Origin of the sequence: Clostridium sp. D33t1_170424_F3 (assembly GCF_015667585.1) — a bacterium.
Classification (GTDB): domain Bacteria; phylum Bacillota; class Clostridia; order Oscillospirales; family Acutalibacteraceae; genus Anaeromassilibacillus.
This window is the reverse complement of the sequence record NZ_JADPEG010000003.1, coordinates 78326-102398: the sequence shown is the minus strand read 5'-3', so window position 1 is coordinate 102398 and position 24073 is coordinate 78326. Positions and strand designations below refer to the sequence as shown.

25 protein-coding genes are annotated in these 24073 nt (G+C 52.8%); 16 read left to right on the top strand and 9 right to left on the bottom strand.

Annotated elements, in window-relative coordinates; all coding sequences use genetic code 11:
• Nucleotides 1-48: 48 nt before the first annotated feature.
• The 8 genes from I4V53_RS02980 to I4V53_RS02945 all read left to right on the top strand — a co-directional run bounded on the left by I4V53_RS02980 (nucleotide 49) and on the right by I4V53_RS02945 (nucleotide 5792).
• Nucleotides 49-777, top strand: coding sequence for a metallophosphoesterase family protein (locus I4V53_RS02980; protein ID WP_195983911.1), 729 nt, complete (start codon nucleotides 49-51; stop codon nucleotides 775-777).
• Nucleotides 765-1409, top strand: a complete 645-nt coding sequence (locus I4V53_RS02975) for an epoxyqueuosine reductase QueH (protein ID WP_195983910.1) — start codon at nucleotides 765-767, stop codon at nucleotides 1407-1409. The genes I4V53_RS02980 and I4V53_RS02975 overlap by 13 nt, the downstream gene beginning before the upstream one ends.
• Nucleotides 1410-1519: 110 nt before the next feature.
• Nucleotides 1520-2692 carry an MFS transporter gene (locus tag I4V53_RS02970; RefSeq protein WP_195983909.1) on the top strand — a complete coding sequence of 391 codons (1173 nt, stop codon included), beginning with the start codon at nucleotides 1520-1522 and terminating at the stop codon, nucleotides 2690-2692.
• Between the two features lie 50 nt (nucleotides 2693-2742).
• Complete coding sequence (locus I4V53_RS02965) at nucleotides 2743-3168, top strand: winged helix-turn-helix transcriptional regulator (protein ID WP_195983908.1); 426 nt, start codon at nucleotides 2743-2745, stop codon at nucleotides 3166-3168.
• A 25-nt stretch (nucleotides 3169-3193) separates the two neighbouring features.
• Nucleotides 3194-3799: a helix-turn-helix domain-containing protein gene (locus I4V53_RS02960; RefSeq protein WP_195983907.1), complete on the top strand. Its 606-nt coding sequence runs from the start codon at nucleotides 3194-3196 to the stop codon at nucleotides 3797-3799.
• A 111-nt stretch (nucleotides 3800-3910) separates the two neighbouring features.
• Complete coding sequence (locus I4V53_RS02955; protein WP_195983906.1) at nucleotides 3911-4651, top strand: phosphatase PAP2 family protein; 741 nt, start codon at nucleotides 3911-3913, stop codon at nucleotides 4649-4651.
• Complete coding sequence (locus I4V53_RS02950; RefSeq protein WP_195983905.1) at nucleotides 4626-5000, top strand: DUF4180 domain-containing protein; 375 nt, start codon at nucleotides 4626-4628, stop codon at nucleotides 4998-5000. Before I4V53_RS02955 ends, I4V53_RS02950 begins: the two co-directional genes overlap by 26 nt.
• 72 nt (nucleotides 5001-5072) lie before the next feature.
• Nucleotides 5073-5792, top strand: a complete 720-nt coding sequence (locus tag I4V53_RS02945) for an MBL fold metallo-hydrolase (protein ID WP_195983904.1) — start codon at nucleotides 5073-5075, stop codon at nucleotides 5790-5792.
• 99 nt (nucleotides 5793-5891) lie between these two features.
• On the opposite strand, the gene I4V53_RS02940 is transcribed toward I4V53_RS02945, so the two are convergent.
• From I4V53_RS02940 to I4V53_RS02920, 5 genes are all read right to left on the bottom strand, one after another.
• The gene (locus tag I4V53_RS02940) at nucleotides 5892-6131 is read right to left on the bottom strand and encodes a ribonuclease HII (RefSeq protein ID WP_195983903.1); all 240 of its coding nucleotides are present in this window, start codon (nucleotides 6129-6131) and stop codon (nucleotides 5892-5894) included.
• A 124-nt stretch (nucleotides 6132-6255) separates the two neighbouring features.
• Entirely contained in the window at nucleotides 6256-7179 is a 924-nt protein-coding gene (locus I4V53_RS02935) for an AraC family transcriptional regulator (protein WP_353616462.1), read from the bottom strand.
• 113 nt (nucleotides 7180-7292) lie between these two features.
• Nucleotides 7293-9044, bottom strand: coding sequence for a serpin family protein (locus tag I4V53_RS02930; RefSeq protein WP_195983902.1), 1752 nt, complete (start codon nucleotides 9042-9044; stop codon nucleotides 7293-7295).
• 972 nt (nucleotides 9045-10016) lie between these two features.
• Complete coding sequence (locus I4V53_RS02925) at nucleotides 10017-11270, bottom strand: serpin family protein (protein ID WP_195983901.1); 1254 nt, start codon at nucleotides 11268-11270, stop codon at nucleotides 10017-10019.
• Between the two features lie 25 nt (nucleotides 11271-11295).
• A complete protein-coding gene (locus I4V53_RS02920) occupies nucleotides 11296-12327 on the bottom strand; it encodes a DUF4349 domain-containing protein (protein WP_195983900.1) in 1032 nt (343 codons plus the stop codon).
• Between the two features lie 186 nt (nucleotides 12328-12513).
• Here I4V53_RS02920 and I4V53_RS02915 point away from each other — a divergent pair, with 186 nt between their 5' ends.
• The gene (locus I4V53_RS02915; RefSeq protein ID WP_195983899.1) at nucleotides 12514-13425 is read left to right on the top strand and encodes a zinc ribbon domain-containing protein; all 912 of its coding nucleotides are present in this window, start codon (nucleotides 12514-12516) and stop codon (nucleotides 13423-13425) included.
• Between the two features lie 66 nt (nucleotides 13426-13491).
• Complete coding sequence (locus tag I4V53_RS02910) at nucleotides 13492-15099, top strand: zinc-ribbon domain-containing protein (protein WP_195983898.1); 1608 nt, start codon at nucleotides 13492-13494, stop codon at nucleotides 15097-15099.
• A 90-nt stretch (nucleotides 15100-15189) separates the two neighbouring features.
• Here the strand turns inward: I4V53_RS02910 and I4V53_RS02905 are convergent, their stop codons facing one another.
• Entirely contained in the window at nucleotides 15190-15582 is a 393-nt protein-coding gene (locus I4V53_RS02905; RefSeq protein WP_195983897.1) for a hypothetical protein, read from the bottom strand.
• Nucleotides 15583-15850: 268 nt separating this feature from the next.
• Between I4V53_RS02905 and I4V53_RS02900 the strand changes: the two genes are divergently transcribed.
• Entirely contained in the window at nucleotides 15851-16096 is a 246-nt protein-coding gene (locus I4V53_RS02900; protein ID WP_195983896.1) for a helix-turn-helix transcriptional regulator, read from the top strand.
• Between the two features lie 138 nt (nucleotides 16097-16234).
• Nucleotides 16235-16441: an XRE family transcriptional regulator gene (locus tag I4V53_RS02895; RefSeq protein ID WP_195983895.1), complete on the top strand. Its 207-nt coding sequence runs from the start codon at nucleotides 16235-16237 to the stop codon at nucleotides 16439-16441.
• A 109-nt stretch (nucleotides 16442-16550) separates the two neighbouring features.
• On the opposite strand, the gene I4V53_RS02890 is transcribed toward I4V53_RS02895, so the two are convergent.
• Both I4V53_RS02890 and I4V53_RS02885 read right to left on the bottom strand, forming a co-directional pair.
• A complete protein-coding gene (locus tag I4V53_RS02890; protein ID WP_195983894.1) occupies nucleotides 16551-17033 on the bottom strand; it encodes a hypothetical protein in 483 nt (160 codons plus the stop codon).
• Between the two features lie 15 nt (nucleotides 17034-17048).
• Nucleotides 17049-18023 (bottom strand): hypothetical protein, encoded by a 975-nt coding sequence (locus tag I4V53_RS02885; protein WP_195983893.1) that lies wholly within the window; start codon nucleotides 18021-18023, stop codon nucleotides 17049-17051.
• Between the two features lie 255 nt (nucleotides 18024-18278).
• Between I4V53_RS02885 and I4V53_RS02880 the strand changes: the two genes are divergently transcribed.
• From I4V53_RS02880 to I4V53_RS02870, 3 genes are all read left to right on the top strand, one after another.
• Nucleotides 18279-21194: a hypothetical protein gene (locus I4V53_RS02880; protein ID WP_195983892.1), complete on the top strand. Its 2916-nt coding sequence runs from the start codon at nucleotides 18279-18281 to the stop codon at nucleotides 21192-21194.
• Between the two features lie 894 nt (nucleotides 21195-22088).
• The gene (locus I4V53_RS02875) at nucleotides 22089-22502 is read left to right on the top strand and encodes a DUF3788 domain-containing protein (RefSeq protein WP_195983891.1); all 414 of its coding nucleotides are present in this window, start codon (nucleotides 22089-22091) and stop codon (nucleotides 22500-22502) included.
• Between the two features lie 224 nt (nucleotides 22503-22726).
• Nucleotides 22727-23170, top strand: a complete 444-nt coding sequence (locus I4V53_RS02870) for a GNAT family N-acetyltransferase (RefSeq protein ID WP_195983890.1) — start codon at nucleotides 22727-22729, stop codon at nucleotides 23168-23170.
• A 39-nt stretch (nucleotides 23171-23209) separates the two neighbouring features.
• On the opposite strand, the gene I4V53_RS02865 is transcribed toward I4V53_RS02870, so the two are convergent.
• Entirely contained in the window at nucleotides 23210-23497 is a 288-nt protein-coding gene (locus I4V53_RS02865; protein WP_195983889.1) for a helix-turn-helix domain-containing protein, read from the bottom strand.
• A gap of 183 nt (nucleotides 23498-23680) precedes the next feature.
• On the opposite strand from I4V53_RS02865, the gene I4V53_RS02860 reads away from it, so the two are divergent.
• Entirely contained in the window at nucleotides 23681-23935 is a 255-nt protein-coding gene (locus I4V53_RS02860; RefSeq protein ID WP_195983888.1) for a hypothetical protein, read from the top strand.
• The last annotated feature ends 138 nt before the right edge of the window (nucleotides 23936-24073 follow it).

Below are 24073 nucleotides of genomic sequence, written 5' to 3'. Positions count from 1 at the left end.
CAAAATTGCCGCCAACTTGTTACAATGAGAAAAAGGAGGGAAGGCCGCATGATCTATGTTACAGGCGATACGCACATCCCGTACGACGTCGCCAAGCTGACGACGCGGGCCTTCCCGGAGCAGCGGCGGCTGAACAAAAACGACTATGTCGTCGTCTGCGGCGACTTCGGCGGCGTGTGGACCGGCCCGCGGGGCGCGGACCGCTTCTGGCTGAACTGGTTTGGCCGCAAGAAATTCACCACGCTGTTCCTCGACGGCAACCACGAGAATTTTGACCTGCTGAACCGCTATCCCGTCACATACTGGAACGGCGGGAAGGTCCACCGCATTACGGACAGCGTCATCCACCTGATGCGCGGCCAGCTCTACACGCTGGAAGGCAGCACCTTCTTCGTGATGGGCGGCGGCGCGTCCGGCGACGTGGAATTCCGCACGGAGGGCGTCTCGTGGTGGAAAGAGGAGATGCCCTGTGAGCGCGAGTACGGCGAGGCCATGCAAACGCTTCTGGCCGCCAATTTCCAGGTGGACTACGTGCTCACGCACACCGCGCCGCTCTCCATTGCGCGGCAGTTCCGCAAGCGTGAAAGCGAGGAGGAACTGAACCGCTTTTTAGAGGAAATCGACCGGCGGCTGCAATACAGGCGCTGGTACTTTGGCCATGTCCACCACGACGTGGACGTGGATAAAACGCACACAGCGGTCTATCAGCATCTGCTGCGCCCGCCGCAGAGCCAGGAAAGTTTTCAACAGGAAGAGGGGAAACAGTGGAAAACCTGAAGCGCAATTACCAGAAGGAGCTGGAAAAACAGCTGGCCGCCCTGGAGCAGGCGGGGAAAATCCCCACCCTGCTGCTGCACGCCTGCTGCGCGCCCTGCAGCAGCTATGTACTGGAGTATTTGTCCCGTTTTTTCTCCATCGTCCTGTTGAACTACAACCCCAATATTTCCCCGGAAACGGAATTCCACAAGCGCGAGGCCGAAATCCGGCGGCTGCTGGACGAAATGCTCCTCGCGCGGCCCGTGGAGCTGGTCTCCGGCGCATACGACCCGGAGCGCTTTTTCGCCATTGCCAAAGGCCATGAACAGGAGCCGGAGGGCGGGGCGCGCTGCGAAGCCTGCTACCGGCTGCGGCTGGAGGAAGCGGCGCGCGCCGCCAGGGAGCGCGGCTGCGATTTCTTCACCACCACATTGTCCATCAGCCCATATAAAAACGCGGAAAAGCTGAACGCCATCGGCGCGGAGCTGGCGGAACGCTACGGCGTACCGTACCTGTTCTCCGATTTTAAAAAGCGCAACGGCTACAAGCGTTCCATTGAGCTGAGCCGGACTTATCAGCTCTACCGGCAGGATTACTGCGGCTGCGTTTTTTCCCGGGCGGAGGCGGCGCGCAGGGCCGCCCAACAACAATAAAAGGAGTTTCCAAATGAACAACGTTCTGCATTAAACCCATCCATCTGAAACAGGGCTTCCCGCGGGAGGCCTTGTTTTGTTGCATACTCATCAGATGAATGGAGCGATTTATGATGCAGAAACGCAATATCCGGCTCTGTTACGCCATCGCGTTTTTACAGGGCCTGTTGTTTTACGCGCCGATTGCCACGCTGTACCGGCAGGCGAACGGCGTCGGTATTTTTGAAATCACCCTGATCGAAAGCCTTTCCCTCGCGCTCAGTCTGGCGCTGGAGCTGCCGTGGGGCTGGCTGGCGGACCGCATCGGCTACAAAAACACGCTGGTGCTGTGCCACCTGCTCTATTTCCTGTCCAAAATGATCTTCTGGCAGGCGGACGGCTTCGCACTGTTTCTGGCGGAACGGCTGCTGCTCTCCGCCGTCCTCGCGGGCCTCTCCGGCTGCGATACGGCCTATCTCTTTCTGTCCGCCGGGGGAAAGGACTGCCCGCCGGAGAAAACGCGCCGCATCTTCGGCCTCTGGGAATCGCTGAATACGGCGGGTCTCGTGCTGGCCTGCGCCGTGTTCTCCGTATGGATCCGGGACGACTACCGGCTGTCCGCCCTGCTGTCCGTCTTTTCCTATGGGGCGGCGTTCCTGTTGTCCCTGTTTTTGCAGGACGTCCCAAAAGAGGACAACGCGCCGCGGCCAAGGGCGCGCGAGCTGGCCGCGCTGCTTTTCAAGGACCGCCGGTTTCTGCTGTTCCTGCTGGGCGCGGCGCTGCTGGCGGAGTCCGACCAGACCATCACGGTCTTTTTAAGCCAGCTGCAGTATCTGCGCAGCGGCATCCCGCCCGCCGCAATGGGGTTCTGCTCCGTCGTTCTGACGCTGGCGGGGCTGGCGGCGGCGCGCTCCCACCGGCTGGCGGCGCGATTGGGCGAGCGCCGGACGGTCAAGTTGCTGTTCGGCGCGGCGGGAACCGCCTGCGTTCTGCTGGCGGCCTTTGCACAGCCCGTTCTGTCCGTCGCCCTTGTGGCGGTCCTGCGGGCGGCGCAGTCGCTGTTCCTGCCCCTGCGTTCCGACCTTTTAAACCGGCGCGTCTCCACCGCCAACCGCGCGACCGTATTGTCCGCCTATTCGTTCGCCATGAACCTCGCGGCGATCGGCACAAACCTGGCGTTTGGCAGGCTGGCGGAACGGTCCGTGGTCCCCGCGCTATCGTTGGGCGCGGTATTTTGCTTCTGCGGGCTGTTTTTTGTTCTTTGGGGATTGCAACCGCCCCGAAAACATGATACGATCAGTTAAAAGAATCCGCTCAGGAAGACGGAGTAAAAAAGAGGAAAAGAGGCGGCGCGTTGAAAAAGGAAAAGGAAAAAAAGAAAAAGCGGGCCAAGCGCCCGGCGGTTCCGGCGGCAGCCACGTCCGTTCCACAGGTACAGGCAGACGCACCGGCGGAACCGGCTCTGCCCGACGCGCCGCTGGCCTACTTTTTGCAGACAGCGGGCGGCAAATGGAAATGCCGGATCCTGTGGGCCCTGCGGGACGGCAAAGGCCTGCGCTACAGCGAGCTGAAGCACGCGGTTTCCGGCGTTACGGATATGATGCTCAGCCAAAGCCTGAAGGAGCTTTACGCAGACAAGATGGTTTCCCGCAAGCAATACCAGGAAATCCCGCCCAAAGTGGAATACCGGTTGACGGACAAGGGCGCCGCGCTGGCGCCCGCGTTGATGGCGGTATGCGAGTGGGAAGGGGCCTATGCGCCGAAGGAACAGGATTTATAATGACAGAATGATACAGGTAAAGTATATGGATTTTTCAGAAAAATTACAAAACCTGCGCCGGGATCGCAACTGGACGCAGGAACAACTGTCGGAACAGCTTTTCGTCTCCCGCACGGCGGTCTCCAAATGGGAATCCGGCCGCGGCACCCCAAGTATCGACTCCCTGAAGGCAATCTCCAGGCTGTTTTCCGTATCCATTGACGATTTGTTGTCCGGCGAAGAGCTGATTACGATTACGGAGAATGAAAGCAAGGAGAAAGCCCGGTCGATCGGCACAACGATCTTCGGCGTTCTGGACAGTATGGCGGTCCTGATCCTCTTTTTGCCGCTGTTCGGCCAACAGGGAGAAACCATGATCGAGATGGTCTCTCTTCTTTCTCTTGTGAGGGCTCCCATCTATATCCGGGCCTCCTATTTTATTTGGACTGCGGCAACCACCCTTTGGGGCATCCTGACGCTCGCGCTGCAATCCGTCCATAATTCACTCTGGTTGAAAACCAGCGTGTCTCTGTCTCTTGCGCTGTCAATATTGGGCACTACAGCTTTTGTCATCAGCCAGCAGCCGTATGCGGCGATTCTTATCTTCTCCACCCTGCTGTTAAAGGGTATTCTGCTGATTAAACGGGCATGACACGAATCGTATCGTCCCTGTGACGGTGCGATTCTTTTCTTTTCACAGGCTCCGTACTACGCTGATAACGGATCAAACATCCGAAATCAGTACTGAAACGGGGTTATTGTCATGCAGAAAAAAACGAAACGCAGCTTTCTCTTAACCGGGCTGTTATTCCTGGCGTCCATCGTATTCACGCTGTTGGTTCAAACGGTCGACGTGCAGCCAATCGGTCCGGAGCAATCCCTGGTAGGATTCGCCGCCATCAACCGGTTCCTGTTTCAACAGACTGGCTTTCAGCCTTTTTGGTATACCGTCACAGACTGGATCGGTATACTCGCGCTCCTTACGGCAGCCGGTTTTGCCATCACCGGGCTGGCACAGCTGATACACAGAAGAAGCCTCCAAAAGGTCGACCGCAGCCTGCTGCTTCTGGGCGGGTTTTATATCCTGACCGCCGCCGTCTACGTGTTGTTTGAAATCTTTACCGTCAATTACCGGCCGGTCCTGATCGGCGGGGTGTTGGAGGCGTCCTTCCCTTCCTCACACGTCATGTTTGTCTATTGTATCATGGCCACTGCCGTGATGCAGTTTCACCATCTTGTAAAAAACAGAGCGGCAAGGGCCGCGTTTGGCGTATATGCCGTCATCGTCATTGCCGTCACGGTGATCGGCCGGTTCCTTTCCGGCGTCCATTGGTTCACCGATCTTTTGGGCGGACTGCTGATCGGTTCTGCACTCATCCTGTTATACCGTTCGGTTGTGCAAATGGCCGGGGAGAATCCACAGCATAAAACCGGTGTGAATAAAAAGAAATCATCTGAAAAAGCGAGGGATACAACCTATGAACATAAAAAAAACCGCTATTAACGGAATCACAGTTGCTGTCATTGAGCCGGAAGGCGGCGAGATCGTCCTTAGAGACACCCCGTCCGCACTGGATCTTATCATGACAGCCAAGTTTGAGGCAGAGACAGACCGCATCGCCATTCATAAAAAAGCCGTCGCCGAGGATTTTTTCATACTCAGCACGGGCGTCGCCGGAGAAATCCTGCAAAAATATATCAACTACGGCATCAAGCTGGCGATCTACGGAGATTTTTCGCGGTATACCAGCAAACCGCTCAGGGATTTTATCTACGAGAGCAACCGGGGAAACGACTTTTTCTTTGCCGCCGATGAACAGGAAGCCGTGCAACGGCTCTGCGGCGCCAGATAAATCTGGCGTTTCATGTCATCGCGCATCCGCACCGGTCAGTCGGTCAAAACATTTGAAAGTGAGGGCCGCGCCATGTTAAACGCCGGAACCCGGATCGTAAACGCCTGGCTGTATCCCATTTCGAACGGGTACGTCCTGGTCGATACCGGATACGAAAACGGGTTTGCGTCCTTTCAAAGACGCCTTCGACAACAAAGCATTCCGATGGAACGCATCCGGTATCTATTCCTGACACACGCGCACGACGACCATGCCGGCTTTTTAAATCGGCTTCTGACAGAAGCGCCAAACATGCAGGCTGTCATGAGCGTCAAAGCGCCGGAGATCTTGTACCGGGGGCAAAACGCCTTTCTTGGCGGCTGCACGAGCCGTACGGCGCGCTCCTTCTGCCATCTGATGAAGCTGTTTGGAAAAGGCGCACACCGTTTCCCTCCCATGGAGCGGCACCACGCGTCAAGATGCCTGCTGATGTCTGAAGAAAACAGCGAAAAAATCGGCGCGCTGCTGGGCGGCACAATCCTTTTTACGCCGGGGCACACAGCCGATTCCCTCTCGCTGCTCCGCCGCGACGGAGCGCTGTTCTGCGGCGACGCCGCAATGAACGGTTTTCCAAGCTTTCATCGAATCACCATCTGGGCGGAGGACAAGGCCGCTTTTGCGCAATCGTGGGAAACCATTCTGGAAGCGAAGCCCACGCGGATCTATCCCGGGCACGGAAAGCCTTTTGACCGCTGTGAATTGGTGCGCAACCTTTCCCATGTCCGCGCAATGACCCTGCATCCACTTTCATAATTTTTCTGGCAATCACAGTCGTAACCTATTAAAAACAGGGCGAAGGGACTTTCATCCCCTCGCCCTGTTTTGCTACTCCCCAATCATGCCACACGGCATTCAGCAGTCCCCAATGGCATAGAAAACGATCTGCTGGTAATCCTTTGGATCGGGAATTTCCAGCGAGAGCGGCAGGCAACGATGATATTCCCGGTGCTTCTCCTGCAAATCGCTCTGTACCTGGTACTGCTTGTTGATGTTCTCTTTCCTGCCGTCCGAATAGAGCAGGTTTACCGGCCCGGTACACTGGTCCACCGTCCGCAGAAATTCCTTCATGTTAAAAATTCGCAGCTTAATCATTGCACGCCCCTCCAATCATAAAAAAGGCAGCCGCCATCGGGCGGCTGCCGCGCGTGAGGTAATACCTGATTGCCTTATCGCCCTTGCAACCTTATTATAGTGCAAGTTTTTTTGTAAAACTATGTTATTTCCGCCTGAATCCGTCACTTTCCTGCCATCTGCGGCGATACTCCAACGGCGTGCAGCCGAACTGCTCCCGGAAGACTTTTCCAAAATAGCTGCTGCTGCCCAGGCCGCACGCCTGGCTGATGAACGTGAGGGACTCCCCGCCCTGCGCCAGAAGCTGGCACGCCTGCTGCAGGCGGTACCCTTTTAAATACTCCACCGGCGTGGTGTGTAGCGTGTCGCGGAACGCGCGGTAACATTCCCGCTCGCTGATAAACGCGGCCGCGGCAATTTCCGCCACGGAAAGCCGTTCCGCATAGTGCTCGTGCATGTAAGCCATCATCGTTTTCAGATGGTCGCTTGTCTTGTCGCGCCGCGCTTTTTCCCGCAGCAGGGGGTCCGCCAGCGCAAAAATCTGACACCAGATATTTGAAAGCGCCGCGCGCAGCCGGACCTCATACGCATAGTCCTCCGTGATCTGAAAGGACGCGCGGATCGCCTCCAAAATTTGCGCCTGCTCCGGCGTCTCGGGCCGCAGCACAACCATTTCCACCTGCGGCGCGGTGACAAGCGGCGTGATGTACTTCTGCTCAATCCGGCTTCCCTGCCATCCCCCGATCAGGGAAACGTCAAATATGTGGTTGAATTGTGTGGTCCGCACGCTGTCATATTGCGGCCTTGTCATATGGAGCACGTTCGAGTTGACCAATCCGCCGGACCCGGCGGGGAGCACCACCGTCCCTCTGGACATGTGGTATTCCAGTACGCCTTCTTCCACATAGAACAGTTCCGCTTCCTTATGCCAGTGCCACGGCACAAAACGGCCGGCGCACCGGTCAAAGTCCACATAGGAAGCAAGGTAGGGAAAGTCTGGCTGAAAATCCGGCATGATCTCCTCTTTGCTGCCGCTGCGAAGCTCGATACAGCAGATGTTTTTCAGCATGTCCGCACCCCCTTTTCCTCATCCTACCACATCCGGGTGGAAAACGCACGATTTTTCCCCGTCTTCGGAATACGGACAAACAAAAAGCAGCCCCCGCGGGGGCTGCTTTTTCCTTATGAAATCCAGATGGGGAAATCCTCCCCCACGACCCATTCCCCGGACCGGTTTTGCAGAATGCCCTCGTCCGTGCCGATCGCGCCCAGAGGGCTGCTGTACAAATCCGCTGTAAAATGAACCGACCCGTCATCTTGCTTCTCATAGGACAGCTTGATATGACAGCCGTCTTTGATCCCTTTGTCCGGCTCAAGCAGCCCTTCCTCTTCCAGCTGGTTTCTGGTCGCGTACCTGACCGTTCCGCCGCGCGTTTTCTGCACGTACTGCAGGAACGCTTCTTTCCCTGCGTCGGACAGATGTTCCAGCGTGGAGCCGTCGATCGCGGTCAGCTCGCCGTCGCTCAGAGCCGGGTCCTGTTCCACCAGCCAATCGAAAACAGCCTGATAGATTGCCAGCGCTTCCGCGTCTTCCGCCGACAGCTCAGCCTGCGGTTCCTCTTCGTCCTCCGTGGAGGGATTCTTGACAACCCCCAGGAACAGAGGGAGTCTGGACGCCGTATCGTAAATGACGCACACAAACGGGCGGTCAAAGTTGATTTCCCGCATTGCCGGGGCGGCGCCCCCGGCGTCCATGATCACCGCGGTGGCGGCTCCGGCCTTTGCGCCCAGCTCATCCACCTCGATAAAGCTCTTGTGCAGCACCTGCCCGATATAGAGATTGCCGCCTTCGACGGTTCCCATTGGGGAGAAATCCGCCTTCGCGGGATCAAACCCATCCTGCAGGCCCATCGATTGCAGCGCCGGGCTCAGCTCCGTATCGTACGCAAAGCGGAACTTCGGCAATGCGGCCTGCGCATAGCCGTCCGGATACGATTCACTCGTGGAAGAAAGCAGATTTCTCAGTGTCTCCCCCGTCAGGGACTGCACATACGCGCCGACGTCTTCGTCATCGGGTACAATCGCGGCAAATGCAAACCGGTCGTCTGCAAAGGGTTTCACAACGCCCTGTGCTGTATCGTCGTGAATCCATTGCTCCGTGGAATGCATATACTTCACCTGCACCTCGCCATCCGGTGCATGAAAAGCGCCGTCCTGTACCTGATGTTCGCGGTAGACCGACTCCCATTCGGAGGAAAACAGCATGGTATTGATCAAACAGAGCATTGCGCTTTCGTCCAGCCGGTCGATGATCCGGCTGATTTTTCCGTCTGTCTGCTGATCGACCCACTGGTTTATCCGCTCCACCGTTTCAGGGCTGCGGAAATCCGCCTGATACGCCTGCGCGCCAAAATAATCCGCGTTTGTTTGCAGGAACGCCTGGTTGACGGACAGGCTCTTGCCGCCGTCGAACCAAATAGAATTCCCGATCTTCATCACCGCGTCGCCCTCACGCTGCAACCGTTCCGTCAACCCGCGAATTCCGACGTTGAGGCTGTTTACATTCAACGTTCCGTCGCTGAGCAGCCGTTCCATCTGACTCCGCGTTTCATTGTCCGCGCCGTTGGCCGCCATGCCGAGGGCGTAGAGGACGGAAAGGGGGGAGAGCACCAGATTTTTATCCGACGGTTCCGCCGAAAGCGCCTGCTGAAACAACTTGACGGAATAGTCCGCCACTCCGCTTTCAAACGGCTCGTTGGGTATCCCGATGTCCGGCGTCGAACCGGGGGGAACATCGGCCATCAGGTCCTGTACGCCTGACGGCACTGCAATGCCCGGTTGATCGACTTTTCCCGGCACGGAAGTCCCGCAGGCTGTGGAAAACAGGAAAAAAACAGCGAGAAAAAGGGAAAGGACTTTTTTTACCAACTTCATTGGAAATCCTCCTTAGACCTGGACCTCCGGTCGGGACGGCCCGCCCTATCGTGTTGCCGAAATCATATCCGCGCTGTGGCGGGACGGACGGGACAAGCTCCCGGGACTTTTTTCATCTTGCAGGTGAGGGCTAAAATGTGTTTTTCCGCTTTTCTGAAAAGCGGCGGGATCAAAGGGCGGCGCCCTTTGCCGCTCCTCGCAAGGAGCGGAACTCTCTTTCTGAGAAGAGCGAGTGGGAACGAGTGATATTGTTATTTATGAGGCAGGAAGCTGCCTCTGGGGCTTTCCTTTGGTTCCCCGGCTTTCGCCGGGGGTTTTCGTCGCTTTGAAAAGCGACAGCAAAGACTTTTTACTTTAAAAAAGTAAAACAAATTTTACATTGCGGAAGCAATGACATTCTTTGCTTTCAAAAAGCAAAAGGAAATTTTCATTACAAAGCAACGGGGTTCTTTTTATTGCATAAACAACATTTCTTTTAAAACTTTCATTTTACTGCATTACCATAGTCTCATATATCGTTGCGTAAACAACCTATATCTTATCAAATATCTAAACCTATTAATTGCATGTGCAATCTTTATTGCTGATTCGCTTTTGATAAAGCGAGAGAAAACCGCTGGTCGCCCTCATGCCGGGCGGCACCTCCGGTGGGGACGCTCGCTTGAGGCTAAAGCCTCGCTCGATGCTTCAAACGACCATCGCCGGAGGCGCGTCAGACACTGCGTGTCCGGTCTTGCCACGAAAGTAGACAAAGGCACGCGAAGGGGGGCGTGAGAGCTGGGCTCCGGGTCGGTACGACTCGCGCCCCCCTTCACCCCCGGTATCCCCCGTATACCTGAGTTGCTCAGGGAAGGCGGTGTGCGCTTCATTGCCGGCGGAGCTAAGGCTTTTCTTTACTTTATGGGGATGCTTGGCCCAGGGTCGGCTGGATATTTCTCATTCTTGACAGACCTGATACCAAATTAGCAGTTCTTATGCTTCTACCGCGGGCTTCTGGATGGTGGCAAGGAAGAGCGGGAGGCCGGAATCAGTATCGACGATTGCGCAGACAAAGGGTTTGTCAAATTTCAATTCGACCGGCTCGCCGATCGGCATGGACATGCGCGCGATCATTTCAACAGCGGTTGCCGCGCCGGCCTTTGCACCGGCTTCATCCACCTCGATGAACGCCTTATGCAGGACCTCGTTGATGGAGATATTGCGGTTCTCGTAGGTGCCGAGCGTCTTAAAATCGGCGTCGCGCACACTGAACGCGTCGGTCAGGCCCATCTTCTGGAGCAGAGACGCCATCTTGACGTCATATTCAAACTTGAACTTCGGCAGATGCGCGTTCGCGCGTGTGCCGTTCTCGCTGCCCAGCAGGGCGTTCCATTTATCCCCGGTCAGGGACTTGACATAATTGTCAGCGCTCATGCCGTCCGGCGGGAGAATCGCCGCCAGCGCCGTATGCCCATCGCGGAAATACTTCAGCATGCCCTTCGCGCCGTCCTTGTTCAGGTAGGTTTCCTCGGAGGTCATAAAGGTGGCCTGCACATCGCCGCCCGGCGCATGGAAGGGGCCCTTTTCCACCTTGTTTTCCGGATACGGGTTCATCCAGTTCGCCTCAAACAGGATGGTGTTGATTAAGTACATGATCGCGTCTTCGTCCATCTCGTCGATGATCGACGGAATCTTGCCGTCCGTGCTGGTCTTGACCCAGTTGTTGATCTGGCCCAGCGTGGCGGGGTCTTTAAAACTCTGCTGGAACACGCCCGCGCCATAGTATTTTGCATTTGTCTCCAGGAACGGCTGGTTGACATGGAGCGCCTTCGCGGTATCGAACCAGATGGAATTGGAAATACGCATCGTGCGGTCCTCATTGGAACGCAGATTGTACAGCAGCTCCGCGCTGTTGCGGTTGATCTCCTGCATGCTGCTCTTCCCGCCGCCCAGCAGCGTTTCAAACTGGCTGCGGGTGTTGCCGTCCGCGCCGTTCGCCGTCATGCTCAGCGCGAGGTAGACGGAGAGGGGGGAAATGACGGTGTTTTCGCCTTCCTTCAAACTGTTCTGGAACAGCTTGAAGGAAAAGTCCGCCGCCGCGCTGTTAAAATTCTGCTTTTCCTGATCGGCGGAAATGGTCATGGCGTTTTCCTCCTGCGCCGACGCGGCAAGGCTTCCCAGCCCCGGCATGCTCATCAGCAGCGCGCAGATCAGCGCCGCGGCGGTGATTTTCTTCATGGTTTTCATCGTGTTTTCCTCCGTGTTTTTATTTTTATTGTTTCGTTTCCTCGTTGGAATCGTTGTTCTCCGTTGGTCCCGGCACGCCGACCAGCGCATCGGGGATGTGGTTGGCTGCGTTTTCTTCTTCTGCCTTCCTGCGCGCGGTATGCTTTTTGTTGGAACGCCGCAGCAGCAGAACCACTGTCACAATCGCCACAATCAGCAGAAGAACCGGCGAGCAGCCCACCAGGAAGATCAGAAAGCCTTCCCCAAACGCGCCCAGGCCGTTCATTGTGTCATGGAACTGCGAAGAGATGCGCTCTCCCAGCGTGATAGGCGCTTTGCTGATCTCCGTTTCTTTCGTAACCTCGTTGAGATCGATCGTGATGGTCATATAGCTGATCAGTGAATCGTAGTTGCGCAGGGTTCCGGTCAGCTTTTCAATCTCATAGGTCACCTCGGACAGCGCCTGTTCCAGCTGTACGATGTCCTCCAGCGAACCGGATTTCTCCAAAAGCGCCAGCAAGCGCTCCTCCTGCGCGCGCAGGCTCTTGAGCCGCGCCTCGATGTCGTAGTACTCGTCGGTCACGTTCTGGGTGCTGGTCTCCGTCCGGATCACATTTCCCAGCGAACCGGCCTTTTCCTTCGCCTGCGCGGCTTTCTCCTGCGGGATGCGCAGGACATAGTGCGCGCTGCGCAGTCCTCCAAAGGAGGAGCCGTCCACGCTGGCCTCCTGTATATAACCGCCCAGGCTTTGATACAGGTTTTCCAGCTGCTTGGCGGTGGCGTCGAAGTCCAGCGTTTCAATTTGATAGTACAGGTTTTCAATCAGTTTTTCCCCCTCGGAAGGCCGCGGCGCTGCCGCGCCGGTCAGGGCTGTTTCGCCGCTCTCATACGCCGCTGTCGGCGCGGCGGTTCCATTCGCCGCGGCGGACTCCATCGGCGCGGCATCGTACTCCTTCCCTTCTTCGGCCTGTGAGTACTGCAGCTGGCTCGGGCTTCCCGCGCTGCATGCGCCGAGTACGGCGCCGCACAGCAGGACCAGCGCGGCCAACAGCGCCGCTGCCCTTCGTTTGCTTTTCATGGTTTCTCCTCCTTATCCTGCAGCGGCGATCCCGCCGGTTTTTGCGGGTTTCTATCCATAACACAATGCCGGACGTGAAAATTTTTCATGGTTTCGGTTACAAATGATGACAAAGTGATAAAATATTTCCTGGGAAATCCCGCACGTGCTATACTGGAAGCAGCATCAGGACAGGGAGGAAGAAACATGAAGTGCCAAAACTGTGGTACGGAAAACCCGGAAGAAGCGCGCTTTTGCATGAATTGCAGCGTCCGGCTCCGTCCCTTGGTCTGTTTGAAGAAGGACCCGCTGCCGCCCGCTTTTCTGGACTGCGAACCGGTTCCGGCAGAAGAGGACTTTTATATGGAACCTGTTGACGATCTTTTGGAGGAACTGCCGGAGGAGGACGACACCTGCGAAGAACCGTTTGACGATGTTCTGGAGGAACGATCGGAGAACGACGACATGGATTTATCCAAGGCGTTTGCCGAGGACTTTCCAATGGAAAAAGAAACGCTCGAGGTCTCGACTTCTGATATAATGAAAAAGTTCGCCAAATATATGGCTGTTTTTACTCTCTTTCTTATCGTCGTTTTCGCCGGTTTTTGTCTGCTGATGCCGGGGAGCAACCTGATGCCTTATCCTCCCAGGGATGTACAGATTGACTGCGAAGATCATAGATACACATTTGTCGGGGCAGAGGAATACCTGCGCCTTGCTACCAATGCACCTTCCTCTACCCTGGATAACCTTCAATTTATCAGCTACTATCCAAACGTCGCTACATTTGAACGGGTAAACCGGGACGGCGAAATACAGGGAAAATTGACCGCTGTCAGCGAGGGGGAAACATACATCTGCCTGGATAACAGCAGCAAACGCAGCGAACTTGTCCTTGTCACGGTAATAGACGCGGAATCCGGGCGGCTGGCAGACATGATCGAGGAAGAAATCGCTGCGATTGGAAAAGTCACGTTGGACAAAGAGGATATGATACACGAACTTAAACGCCGCTACGACGCTTTATCGGATCAGGCTAAGGGGCGGGTCAAAAGCGCGGAAATACTAACAAAGGCGGAAGCCCAGCTCAAAAAGCTCCATCAGATGCAATCATTTTAAGATGTCAGCGCAACCGTGCCGCAGGTGAGTGCGGAAATCGTCAAAGCAGGATAAGGAGGAAGAAACATGAAATGCCGAAATTGCGGAACAGAAAATCCGGAGCAGGCAAACTATTGCAATGAATGCGGCGCCAAGTTGAAACCGGCGATCTCTTTGAAAAAAGACGAGCTGCCGCCGGCATTTATGGACCGTACCTATATAAGGGACAACGGACAGTCTGTATCCGCGCCTGTATCTACGCCTGAACCCGTGGCGGAACCCTCCGTGCCGCCAGCAACGCCGGAACCGTCCCCGCCCCCTGCAGATACACCCGTGTTTTCCCCTTCGTCCGCGCCAAACCATACATTTTCCGCGGACCTGCCGCACAATGCTTTCAGCAATCCGCCCACGGGCAGGAATCCCGCTGTTCCGGAGATCTTGTCGAGTCTGCGGCCCGCATGGGGAGATGAGGACGACGATCCGCAAGAACCCTGGTATGAAAACACTTGGGTCTGCATCGCCGCCTTGCTTCTGTTTTTTCCTCTTGGCGCTCTCTTGTTATGGAAATTTCACAAGGACTGGGGCCGGACTGTCAATACCGTTATCACTTGCAGCTTTGGCGCAGTCTTTTTGGCGATTGCGACCTCTTGGTTCCTTCTCTATATCGATTCTACCAAAATACGGCCGGAACAACTTCAAATCCTCTGTGAGCCCCATGCGTTGAATCTTGATGAATCAGAATATATCGATTTCAAAATTACTCCGTCAGACGCATTATATGACGATACTTATTTTCTCTCCACGGAAGACGACGTCCTTCTGGTGGAACAATTTATCGACGACGAGATACTTCGTGGAAAGATTACCGCCAAACACGCAGGAACAACCTATATATATCTGTATGATAACGGAAAAATCAGCAATGGCGTTGAAATTTCCGTTATAGACACTACTGAATATCAAATAAAGGCTGAACAATTTTCTAAAAAAATAAAAGACATTGGAACTGTCACCTTAGATAAAGCGCCCCAGATTAATAATCTTCTAAAAGAATACAACTCTCTTCCTGGCCACATAAAAGAACTTATTCAAAACGCAAATGTTTTGATGAAGGCCAATCGTACATTAGAAGGCCTGCAAAAAGAGGAAGCGGAGCGCCTTGACCAGATGGTGAAAGACGCAGAAGACACCATTGATGAAATCGGAGAAGTAACGCTGGAGAAACAGGATTTGATTGAAGAAACCCGGAAACAAGTCGATGCCATTCCCCTGGAAAAACGAAAAGCTGTGACCAATCATGAGAAACTGAAAGAAGCTGAATCTCTTATAAAGAAACTACAGCTCAAGCAGGACATACTGGAACAAAGCGAACCGGTCACTTCAGCATTTTACAATCAATACTTGCGTGACCCTGACACCTATCAAGGACGTTTCACCACTTTTCAAGGTAAAGTTTTTCAAATTTCCCAAAAAACAAAAAACGCCAACTTTTATCTGGTCCGTTTGTACGACGAGAGCGGAGAAACGGATATGGTTTTCTATTTTGCATATGCTTTGCAAAATCAGCCCCGTATTCTGGAAGGAGATATTGTTACCATCTATGGATACTATAACGGCGTAGTGCAGTATTTCACCAGTGAAACTACAACCGCGTCTGTACCACAGGTAAGCGTGAAAATCCTTGAAACAAGTTAACCCAATGTTTAAAACAGCTCCCTCGTTGGCGATTTGTAACCGCCAGCAGGGGAGCTGTTTTTATATTGTCCGCAATTTAAAAAACCGGATCTATCGCTGCTCTGATTCCCACAGCTCCGTAAAAGCTTCCGCCGGATGTTTGGAAACAATCATCTGGGATGGGATCCCCGGGAACGCGGGCGTTTCAAACACAAGCTTTCCTTCCACCAGCCAAACTCGGTATTCCGCCGTGCCATTTTCCGCGTCCACCGGGCCGACGGAAACGACATAGTCCGGTTGGTCCGCATCCACATTGCCGTCGAACGCCTCATACTCGTTGACCATTGTCATAAACCGCACCTGCAAGTCGGAATCCGTGGTGGAAAACACCTGCTCCGTCCGGCCACCGGTGTAGATTTCCAAATGGTTTTCGTCCACATGACGGCAGGCGGTACAGCAGACCACACATACCACCGGCAAAAGCAGCCAAATCCATCTTTTCATACGAAAGCCTCCTTTCATGATGCCGCATCAGCGTATGTTTCCCTCTTTATTATATCTGTATGGTAAATCCAAGTAAATCACTCCTTTTACACCATCTGTAATTTATCAAGCAAGCCCTATTTCATCGCCAAACAGCAATAACCCTGTATAAAAACCATGTACTTTGGGGGAGTAATTGTTTTTATCAAAAATAAAATCGCAGCCCTACGTTTCATCGATGTAAAAATTCCAGAAAAATATAGTATCCTTTTCCCGAGGTGAATTGCCATTGGAATATTTACGTAACAGAATCCGTGAATTACGGGAAGACCGCGACCTGACCCAGCAGCAGCTTGCGGACATCCTGCACGTTTGTCAGAGTACCTACTCCTCCTATGAGCTGGGCATTTACTCCATTCCCGTTCAGGCGGTGGTGACGCTGGCGTCGTTTTATCAGACCAGTACGGATGATCTGCTGGGCGTTTCCCCCGCGTCTTCCAGAAGAAGAACGTTATTTGAGCAATTACATAAGTAGCGCGTATCCGGCATCTTCCATATAATTGATTGGTAAATTTTAGTAAATTGTTTTTATGGGATTCATACCGCATCGGAAAAATGGTAAGGTATGAAGGACAAATCCCACAACAATACAAACAGACAGGAAGATGCTTTTATGAAACACAACCGTTCCCGCTTCAAAGCCTTTTTGAGCCTGATGCTTTCCCTGTCCCTGCTGCTGCCCGCGGCAACTGGCCCGCTGGCGATCAGCAGAATTGAACTGGATAAATGCACTGTTACCGACTACGAATTGATGTGCTTTTGTAAAATCCTTAACGTGGACGAAAACTGGCTGTACGGTACATTTTATAAAGAACTGTAAAAATCAAAGAAGCAGATACATTTCCTTTGTATCCGCTTCTCTGATTTTCTAGCATCTTTCCAAATGTGTTTTTATAAACATTCTGCCCCTGCAACGCTCTAAAAATTAATTAGAAAAACGAACCTGCTTTTACAACTTCTTGCTGAATTAAAACGCCATTATCATCCCATATGTTGAAATTACCCAATGCACCAGCCTTATTTGGTAATGACATATACATTGTTTCGGTATATTTATAATCTGTTTGCCAAGAAGTTGTGGTTGATTCCGCCTGAACCCCTATAATACTATCCCACAACTGGATATTATGACGAATATCCCAAGTAATGACAAAAGAAAGATCGACCGGAACAAGCTCTGTCGATGCCCACGCACTGTCTTTCGATTGGAAGTTATTTACTCCAACCCTGTCATAACAATACGCATGCCTGTCTGCAGCTGTTCTTGCATTTCCACGCTCATAGCCAGATATTTTTGATGGAGATGCTTGTACTATAATCACCTCTGGCTGTTTTACACCGGCAGCAAATGTTTGGATACTTAATCCAACGGAAAGAACTAGTGCCAACCCAAAAGATAATAACTTTTTCATTTTCTATTCTCCTTTCTAATTACACATTATATTTGATAATACTGCAGGGGCAGAATATAATTGCATTTTATAAGTCTTTAAAAAAGCATCCGTATAGCCTAAAGGATACGGACAGACTACAGGCGTTAAATATTCAAATTCCGGATTTTGAAAAACAGGATCATTAAAATCTGTTGAAATATATAGAGGTTGATTTATTTTCAAATTATAATACTTCTTGTAAGGCAATACTGTTTTCCCGTTTGCGATATAAAAAACCATATAGTCTATTTTCTCTGGATCATTAAAAATTCCTTCGTTGTAAAACTTTGACTCAAATACTGTTTTAGGATAGTTAACATATGAAATACATTTATTATCCTGTAAAAGTTGACTTTTAGAAACAATCGAACAATCAAACGGATTTTCCCCTTCATAAGATAAAATAGAACTGCTAAAATTAGCGCTGGTAACATCGAATATATCAGTGCTGACAGGCAGGCACCTTTCTGGACTGGAATACTCTCTTTTTTCCTTTTCAACATTCACCTGAAATCGATTGAAAAATATTGGCGTGATATATCCATTATGCTGTTCTAGCAGCATAATCACTATATCATTGACTTTATAATTTACATTTGAAATATCGATTTGAATGCAGCTTTCCATTTGAACATCTGACTTTTCCAATAATAATACCTTCGTATCACTTTCAGCGGTTGAATCTAAACAGAAAGGAACTGGATCAAAATTATTCAAAACAATTAATCTTATTTCTTTATCTTCGCTAAACTGATATGTCATTTTCAAATTTACACGAAGAAAGTCTTGTCCATCTAAGATCTGTGGTCTTTGAGGAATTCGTTCTATCATCATAGAGGAATATGATTTATAAGAATGTGATTCTGATCCGTCTTCATGTAATTTTTTAAATCGCATAGGTATTAATAATAAAAAGACGCCTGTTACTACAATAGCACAGCATAAACAAATTTTTTTCAAACGCTTCATTTAGGTTCCCTCTCTTTCTTAAACATTAAAAAGTTCTCTCTATTAACATAAACGATAAAAAAGAGTAAAAGGGGACAATTATTCTAAAAAAAGGTTAACTAATTTTTTTTAAATAGTTAGTTAATGTAAACAAATATAAAATTTTATATAATCATTTTGGATAAAACGCATAAATCTTCCACCCTTTTTGCTATATGCTTTCAAATTATTGGCTCTAGTATATAAAATTGGAAAACTTAAAAGGAGGCAAAGTTTATGAAACACAACCGTTCCCGCTTCAAAGCCTTTTTGAGCCTGATGCTTTCCCTGTCCCTTCTGCTGCCCGCGGCAACCGGCCCGCTGGCGATGGCGGAGACAGCGCCGGAGGAGGCCCCCGCGCAGGCCGTAAAGCTCGCGCTCATCCCGGATCAGATCACCGACGAATCCATCGCGTTCATTGCGGATTCGTACATCACCCCGGCGCAGGTTTTGCTGGACGAGCAGGACAAGCTGCCGGATACGCCGGACGGCAAACTGCTGGAGAAGCCCACGTCCCGGAACTGGAGCCCGCTGAAGAAGAACGACTACTGTCCGATTTCCTGCTACATCGACCTGGGCGCGTACTACTTCATCACGGACATCGGCCTGTTCGACAACAACGGCGTATGCGACGTGACGTTCCGCACAGGCGAACCGTTCCAGTGGGAGGACGCGTTCACCGTGACGACAAACATGTATCAGGCGTGGCGCGTGTTCCCGGTTGAGGCGGAAAGCACCCGCTACGTGCAGATCGAGGCCAATTCCTGCGACGGCGGCACGAACGAACTGGCGCTGTACGGCTACCGCGACGACTCCAAAGAGGTTTCGGACGACGGCTACGTCCCGGACGAAAAGCCCGTCACAACGGCGGACGCGGCCTGCGGCGTGAACGCCTTCATCGACGACCCGCTGGACATTTTGCAGACGCTCGGCAACGTGCGCGAGTATCACAACCTGACCTTTACCACCAAGGACGGCCTGAACTACTTCTCGCCCAGCGCCAACGGCTACTGGGATTTTGACGCGTACTACCGCGACCTGTATGAGCGCGGGGTGGAGGTCATCCCGTGTATTCAGGGCACGGCGGACTGGATTCTGGGCGACGGCGGCAAGTACGAGAGCAGCAACAATATCCCGATCCCCGCCGGGGCGGACGCGTCGGACCCGCTGTCCTACGAGGCGCACGCCTCCGTACTGTACCAGTTCGCGGCGCGCTACGGCGCGGAAAAAGTGGACGAAAGCACGCTGATTCTGGGCGAAAATCAGGAGCCGAAGACCGGCCTTGGCTACCTGCGCATCTATGAGGACTTCAACGAGCAGAACAAGGACTGGGAGGGCAAGGCCAGCTACATGACCCCCTACGAATACGCGGCGATGTGCTCCGCCGATTACGACGGGCACGAAAACGCACTGGGGGACACCTACGGTATTGTCAACGCGGATCCGGCGGCAAAGCTCGCCATGGGCGGGCTGGTCGGCAAGAGCGTGATCCCCTATCTGGAGGCCATGAAGTTCTGGTTTGAACACAACCGCGACGACGGCAGGTTCGTGCCGGACATCATCAACTTCCACAAATACGTGACGGAAAACTGCCCGGAGGAATCGGACTTCAAGCCGTATCTGGAAGAGCTGGCAGCCTGGCGCGACGAAAACCTGCCGGACAAGGAGCTGTGGTGCTCAGAATTCAACGTCGTCGCGTCGGACAAGGTGAAAGAAGGCGTCTGGAACCGCGAGAACGCGGAGTATCTGGAGGCGCGCGGCAGCCGTCTGACCCGCGCGTACCTGCTGGCGCTGTCCGCGGGCATCGACAAGCTGTCCATGTTCATGAGCCGCGACACGAGCTGGGGCGTCTACGCGGACGACGGCCTGGTGACGGAAAAGGGCGCGTGGACGAAAAAGCCCGCGTGGTACTACGTCTCCACCATGAAGGACGCGCTGGAAAACATGGTCTTTGACGAAGCGGTCTGCGAGGACGACGACCTTTATCTCTACAAATTCCGCGACGCGGACGATTCTTCCAAAGAGGTTTACGCGCTCTGGAGCCCGACCATCGACGGCTCCGCGATTGAGGGCTACACGCTCGACGTGGGCGGCGCGGAGAAGGCCACGCTGACGGAGCTGGAACCCGGCTTCTCCGACGGAATCAAGTGCCATCTGGAGATTACGGACGGCACGGTGACCGTCGACGTGAGCGAGCGCCCCATCTTCGTGACGGTCAGCGGCAGCGACGTGCTGCGCCCCGACCCCACGATGCAGAAAATCCCGGTTTCCCCGGAAATGATCTCCACCGACGACGCGTACATGCAGAGCTTCCAGAACCTGTTCGACCAGCAGGACGACGTGCCGCGCGGCCCGACCATGGCGCTGGACAAAAACGTGAACTTTGAAACCCCGTTCGGCAACCACCACCACGTCCCCTTCCCGCTCAGCGCGACCATCGACCTCGGGGAAGAATACGTGATTACCCACATCGGCTTTTACGACACCTACGGCACCGGCAAGATCGAGCTGCTGGAGGGCGAGCCGGGCGACTGGAACGAATCGACGGCGGTTTCCTACGGCTTAAATACTTACATGTGCTGGAAGGTTCTTGAAACCAACCTGCGCACGCGCTACCTCCAGATCAACAAATACGACAACGCGGAACTGACGCAGATCGGCCTGTTCGGCTACCGCGTATCCGAGCTGGACACCGAAACGCCCATCGACACCACGCCGCGGCTATTGTCCCTCAGCCCGGCAGACATTGTGCCGAACAAGGAGAAATACGCGGACGACGTGCAGAAGTTCTTTGACGAGCAGGACCTTGTGCCGGAATTCCCGGACGGCAAACTGCTGTCCGCGCCCGTCACGCGCCACCAGTCCTACTGGGGCAAAAGCGCCGACTTCCCGATGACCGGGATCGTTGATCTGGGCGGGGAATACGTCATCACGCACATCGCGTTCTACGACACGTTCGACGTGGGTCGGATCGATTTTACCGCCGGGGACGGCGAGACCTGGGACACGGATCACACGCTGACCGACCGGCTGGGTTATTATCAGCACTGGACGGTACTGGACGCAAACATGCGCGGCACGCATTTGAAGATCGATAAATTCGATAACGCTGTGCTGAATGAAATCGCGGTTTATGGTTACCGCGTAAAGTAAGATAAAAGGGGCGGTTTGAAACTCGCCCCTTTTGTTTTCCTTGCAGGAAATGGCACAAACGTATTTATCCACCTTTCCAAAAGGTGGCGGGATCAAAGGGCAGGGCCCTTTGCCGCTCCTCGCAAGGAGCGGAACTCTCTTCCTGAGAAGAGCGAGTGGGAACGAGTGATATTGCTGTTTATGAGGCAGGGAGCTGCCTATGGGGCTTTTCTTTGGTTTCCCGGCTTTCGCCGGGGGTTTTCATCGCTTTGAAAAGCGACAGCAAAAACTTTTTACTTTAAAAAAGTAAAACAAATTAGTAAAGAAATTTTTACATTGCAAAAACAATGATATTCTTTACTCTCAAAGGGCAAAACAAATTTTACATTGCGGAAGCAATGGGGTTCTTTGCTTTTTAAAAGCAAAAAGAAATTTTATTTCTTAAACAATATCTTTTAATACTTTTGTTTTGATAACATTTCATTATTATTTATCATCTGCGAATTAATTGCAGGTGCAATCTTTATCGCCTGTTCGCTTTTACAAAAGCGGGAGAAAACCGCTGGTTGCCCTCATGCCGGGCGGCACTTACTTTTCGTCTTGCCACAAAAGTAAGCAAAAGCACGCGAAGGGGGGCGTGAGAGCTGGGCTCCGGGTGGGTTCGACTCGCGCCCCCCTTCACCCCCGGTATCCTCATATACCTGAGTAGCTCAGGGAGGGCGGTGTGCTCTTCATTGACGGCGGAGCTTGGGCTGGGTTTGCTTTTTATGGTTTTCTGAGGATTGTCGGCTACCATTTATCATTATTACATTTCGGTATTTTCAGGTAGAACCTTTATACTTTTTATATCATCTGGCTTTATAAAACCCGCCATTATGCGGTAATACTTTTGCATCAGGGAGGCAGGGGAATACCATGTATGAAAGAATGCTGGACAAGCAGACGGTTCCGACCGTCGAGGAGATGACGGCCTATTGCGGCGAGGTGGGGCCGCTGTTCACGCTGCTCAACGAGTGGCTGGCCCAGACCTGCGATACTGTATCAAGCGTCGTATTTCCCTATGGCAACCGGTACGGTTGGGGCGTCGCGCACCGGAAAAAGAAAAAACTGTGCTGCAACGTCTTTGCGGAGAACAACGCGTTTACCGTGATGCTGCGCCTGTCGGACGCGCAGTTTGATTCCGTATACAGCCAGCTGCGGGACGACACGCGGGAATGCATCGACGCGAAGTATCCCTGCGGCGACGGCGGGTGGATTCACTACCGTGTGACCAGCCGGGAGCGGTTGAACGACATACAAACCCTATTGGCGGTCAAATGCGACTTCTGACCTGCGCCGCTGTTCCGATTGATTCCCGGCTCCATCCGCCGGAAGCCCCTGTTATTCTCATTGCCGGGGAAAAGGCGTGACGGCCTGGGCAAGATACCAATCCTGACAGCACCCGTCATTTTCACCCGCCCATGAAAAGGGCAGAAGAAGACAGGGTATATCATTTTAAAATGATCTTTTCATCTGCCTATGAACAAGGCAAAAGACAATCAGAAGGGACTCATATGAAACAAATCGAAGCAGAAAACCGAAGCGCCGCACTGATCGAGCGGCTTGTTGCGGTCTGGAGGGACTCGGTGAAAAACAGTCACCTATTTCTATCTGATTCAGAAATAAGCGAGATTCAAAAGGAGGTTCCGCAGGCGTTGGCGGAGATTCCGCATTTGATCGTCGCAGAGGACGCGGACGGCGCGCCGCTCGCGTTTATGGGGATTGCGGAACAAAAGCTGGAAATGCTGTTTCTCGCGCCCGACGCGCGCGGGCGCGGGCTGGGAAAGCAGCTGCTGTCATACGGCGTCAGGGAATTCGCGGTCAACGAGGTATGCGTAAACGAGCAAAACCCGCAGGCGGTGGGGTTTTACGAACACATGGGGTTCCATGTCGTCAAACGAACCGCGACGGATGAACAGGGCAGGCCCTACCCGCTGCTCTATATGAAATTACGGTAAAACACAGAATAACGGCTTGCCTCTTACCCAGGCAAGCCGTTATTCACGTTTTAGCACATCAATATAATCTTTCACCATTTCTATTTTTCGCTCTGATAGTCCGGTGACATCTACTGTTTCTTCAATGATTCCGAAGAATCTTGAGATAGGAACATTGAAGAAGCCTGACAACTTAATCAGATTTTGCGGTGAGATGTTCGTCCTCTGGTTTTCGTAATTTGCAATTGTCGGTTGTGGTATTCCTACCGCTTCGGCTAAGTCTTTTTGAGAAAATCGCCGCGCGGTTCTCAATTCATACAATATTGGGCCAAATGTTGGATAAGCCATGGACGTTCACCTCCTCCTACCATATAGTTTACAGAAATATCTAATTGAAGTGAGCATAATTTTATGCTTAGATTGAATTGTTTATTCAAATTCAGCGTTATTTCTATACAAATTTAGATTAATATATGCTTATATGAAATTGAAACGATTCAATATTAGCATTGCCAATACAGGAGGCCCGCCATGCTGAAGATACTCATGCAGATCGAAAACATCAGAGAAGAGATGGACCGGCTGACGGCCCTCATCCTGCATCAGGGCAAGCCCCTGCATGCCAGCAGGCACTACCCAAAGCTGCTGCGGCTCAGCCAGCGGCTGGACCTGTACTACAAGGAGCTTTCCCTGGTGAATCCGGAGCTGTACTTCCGCATTGTGGAAGCCAACACGACAAGGTGCGACATCGTCCGGCAGGTTACAGAGGAGAGGCGGCGCAAATAACCAATTCAGAACCGGCGTGCGGCCCGTGGGAAAAACGGGGCCGCGCGCTTTTTTTCGCCGCCGCATAAGCGGTCCGCCCGGGTGGCGGGTTCCTCCCACGCGCATATTCTGATAGCAGGGACGATCATGTCCTCATAT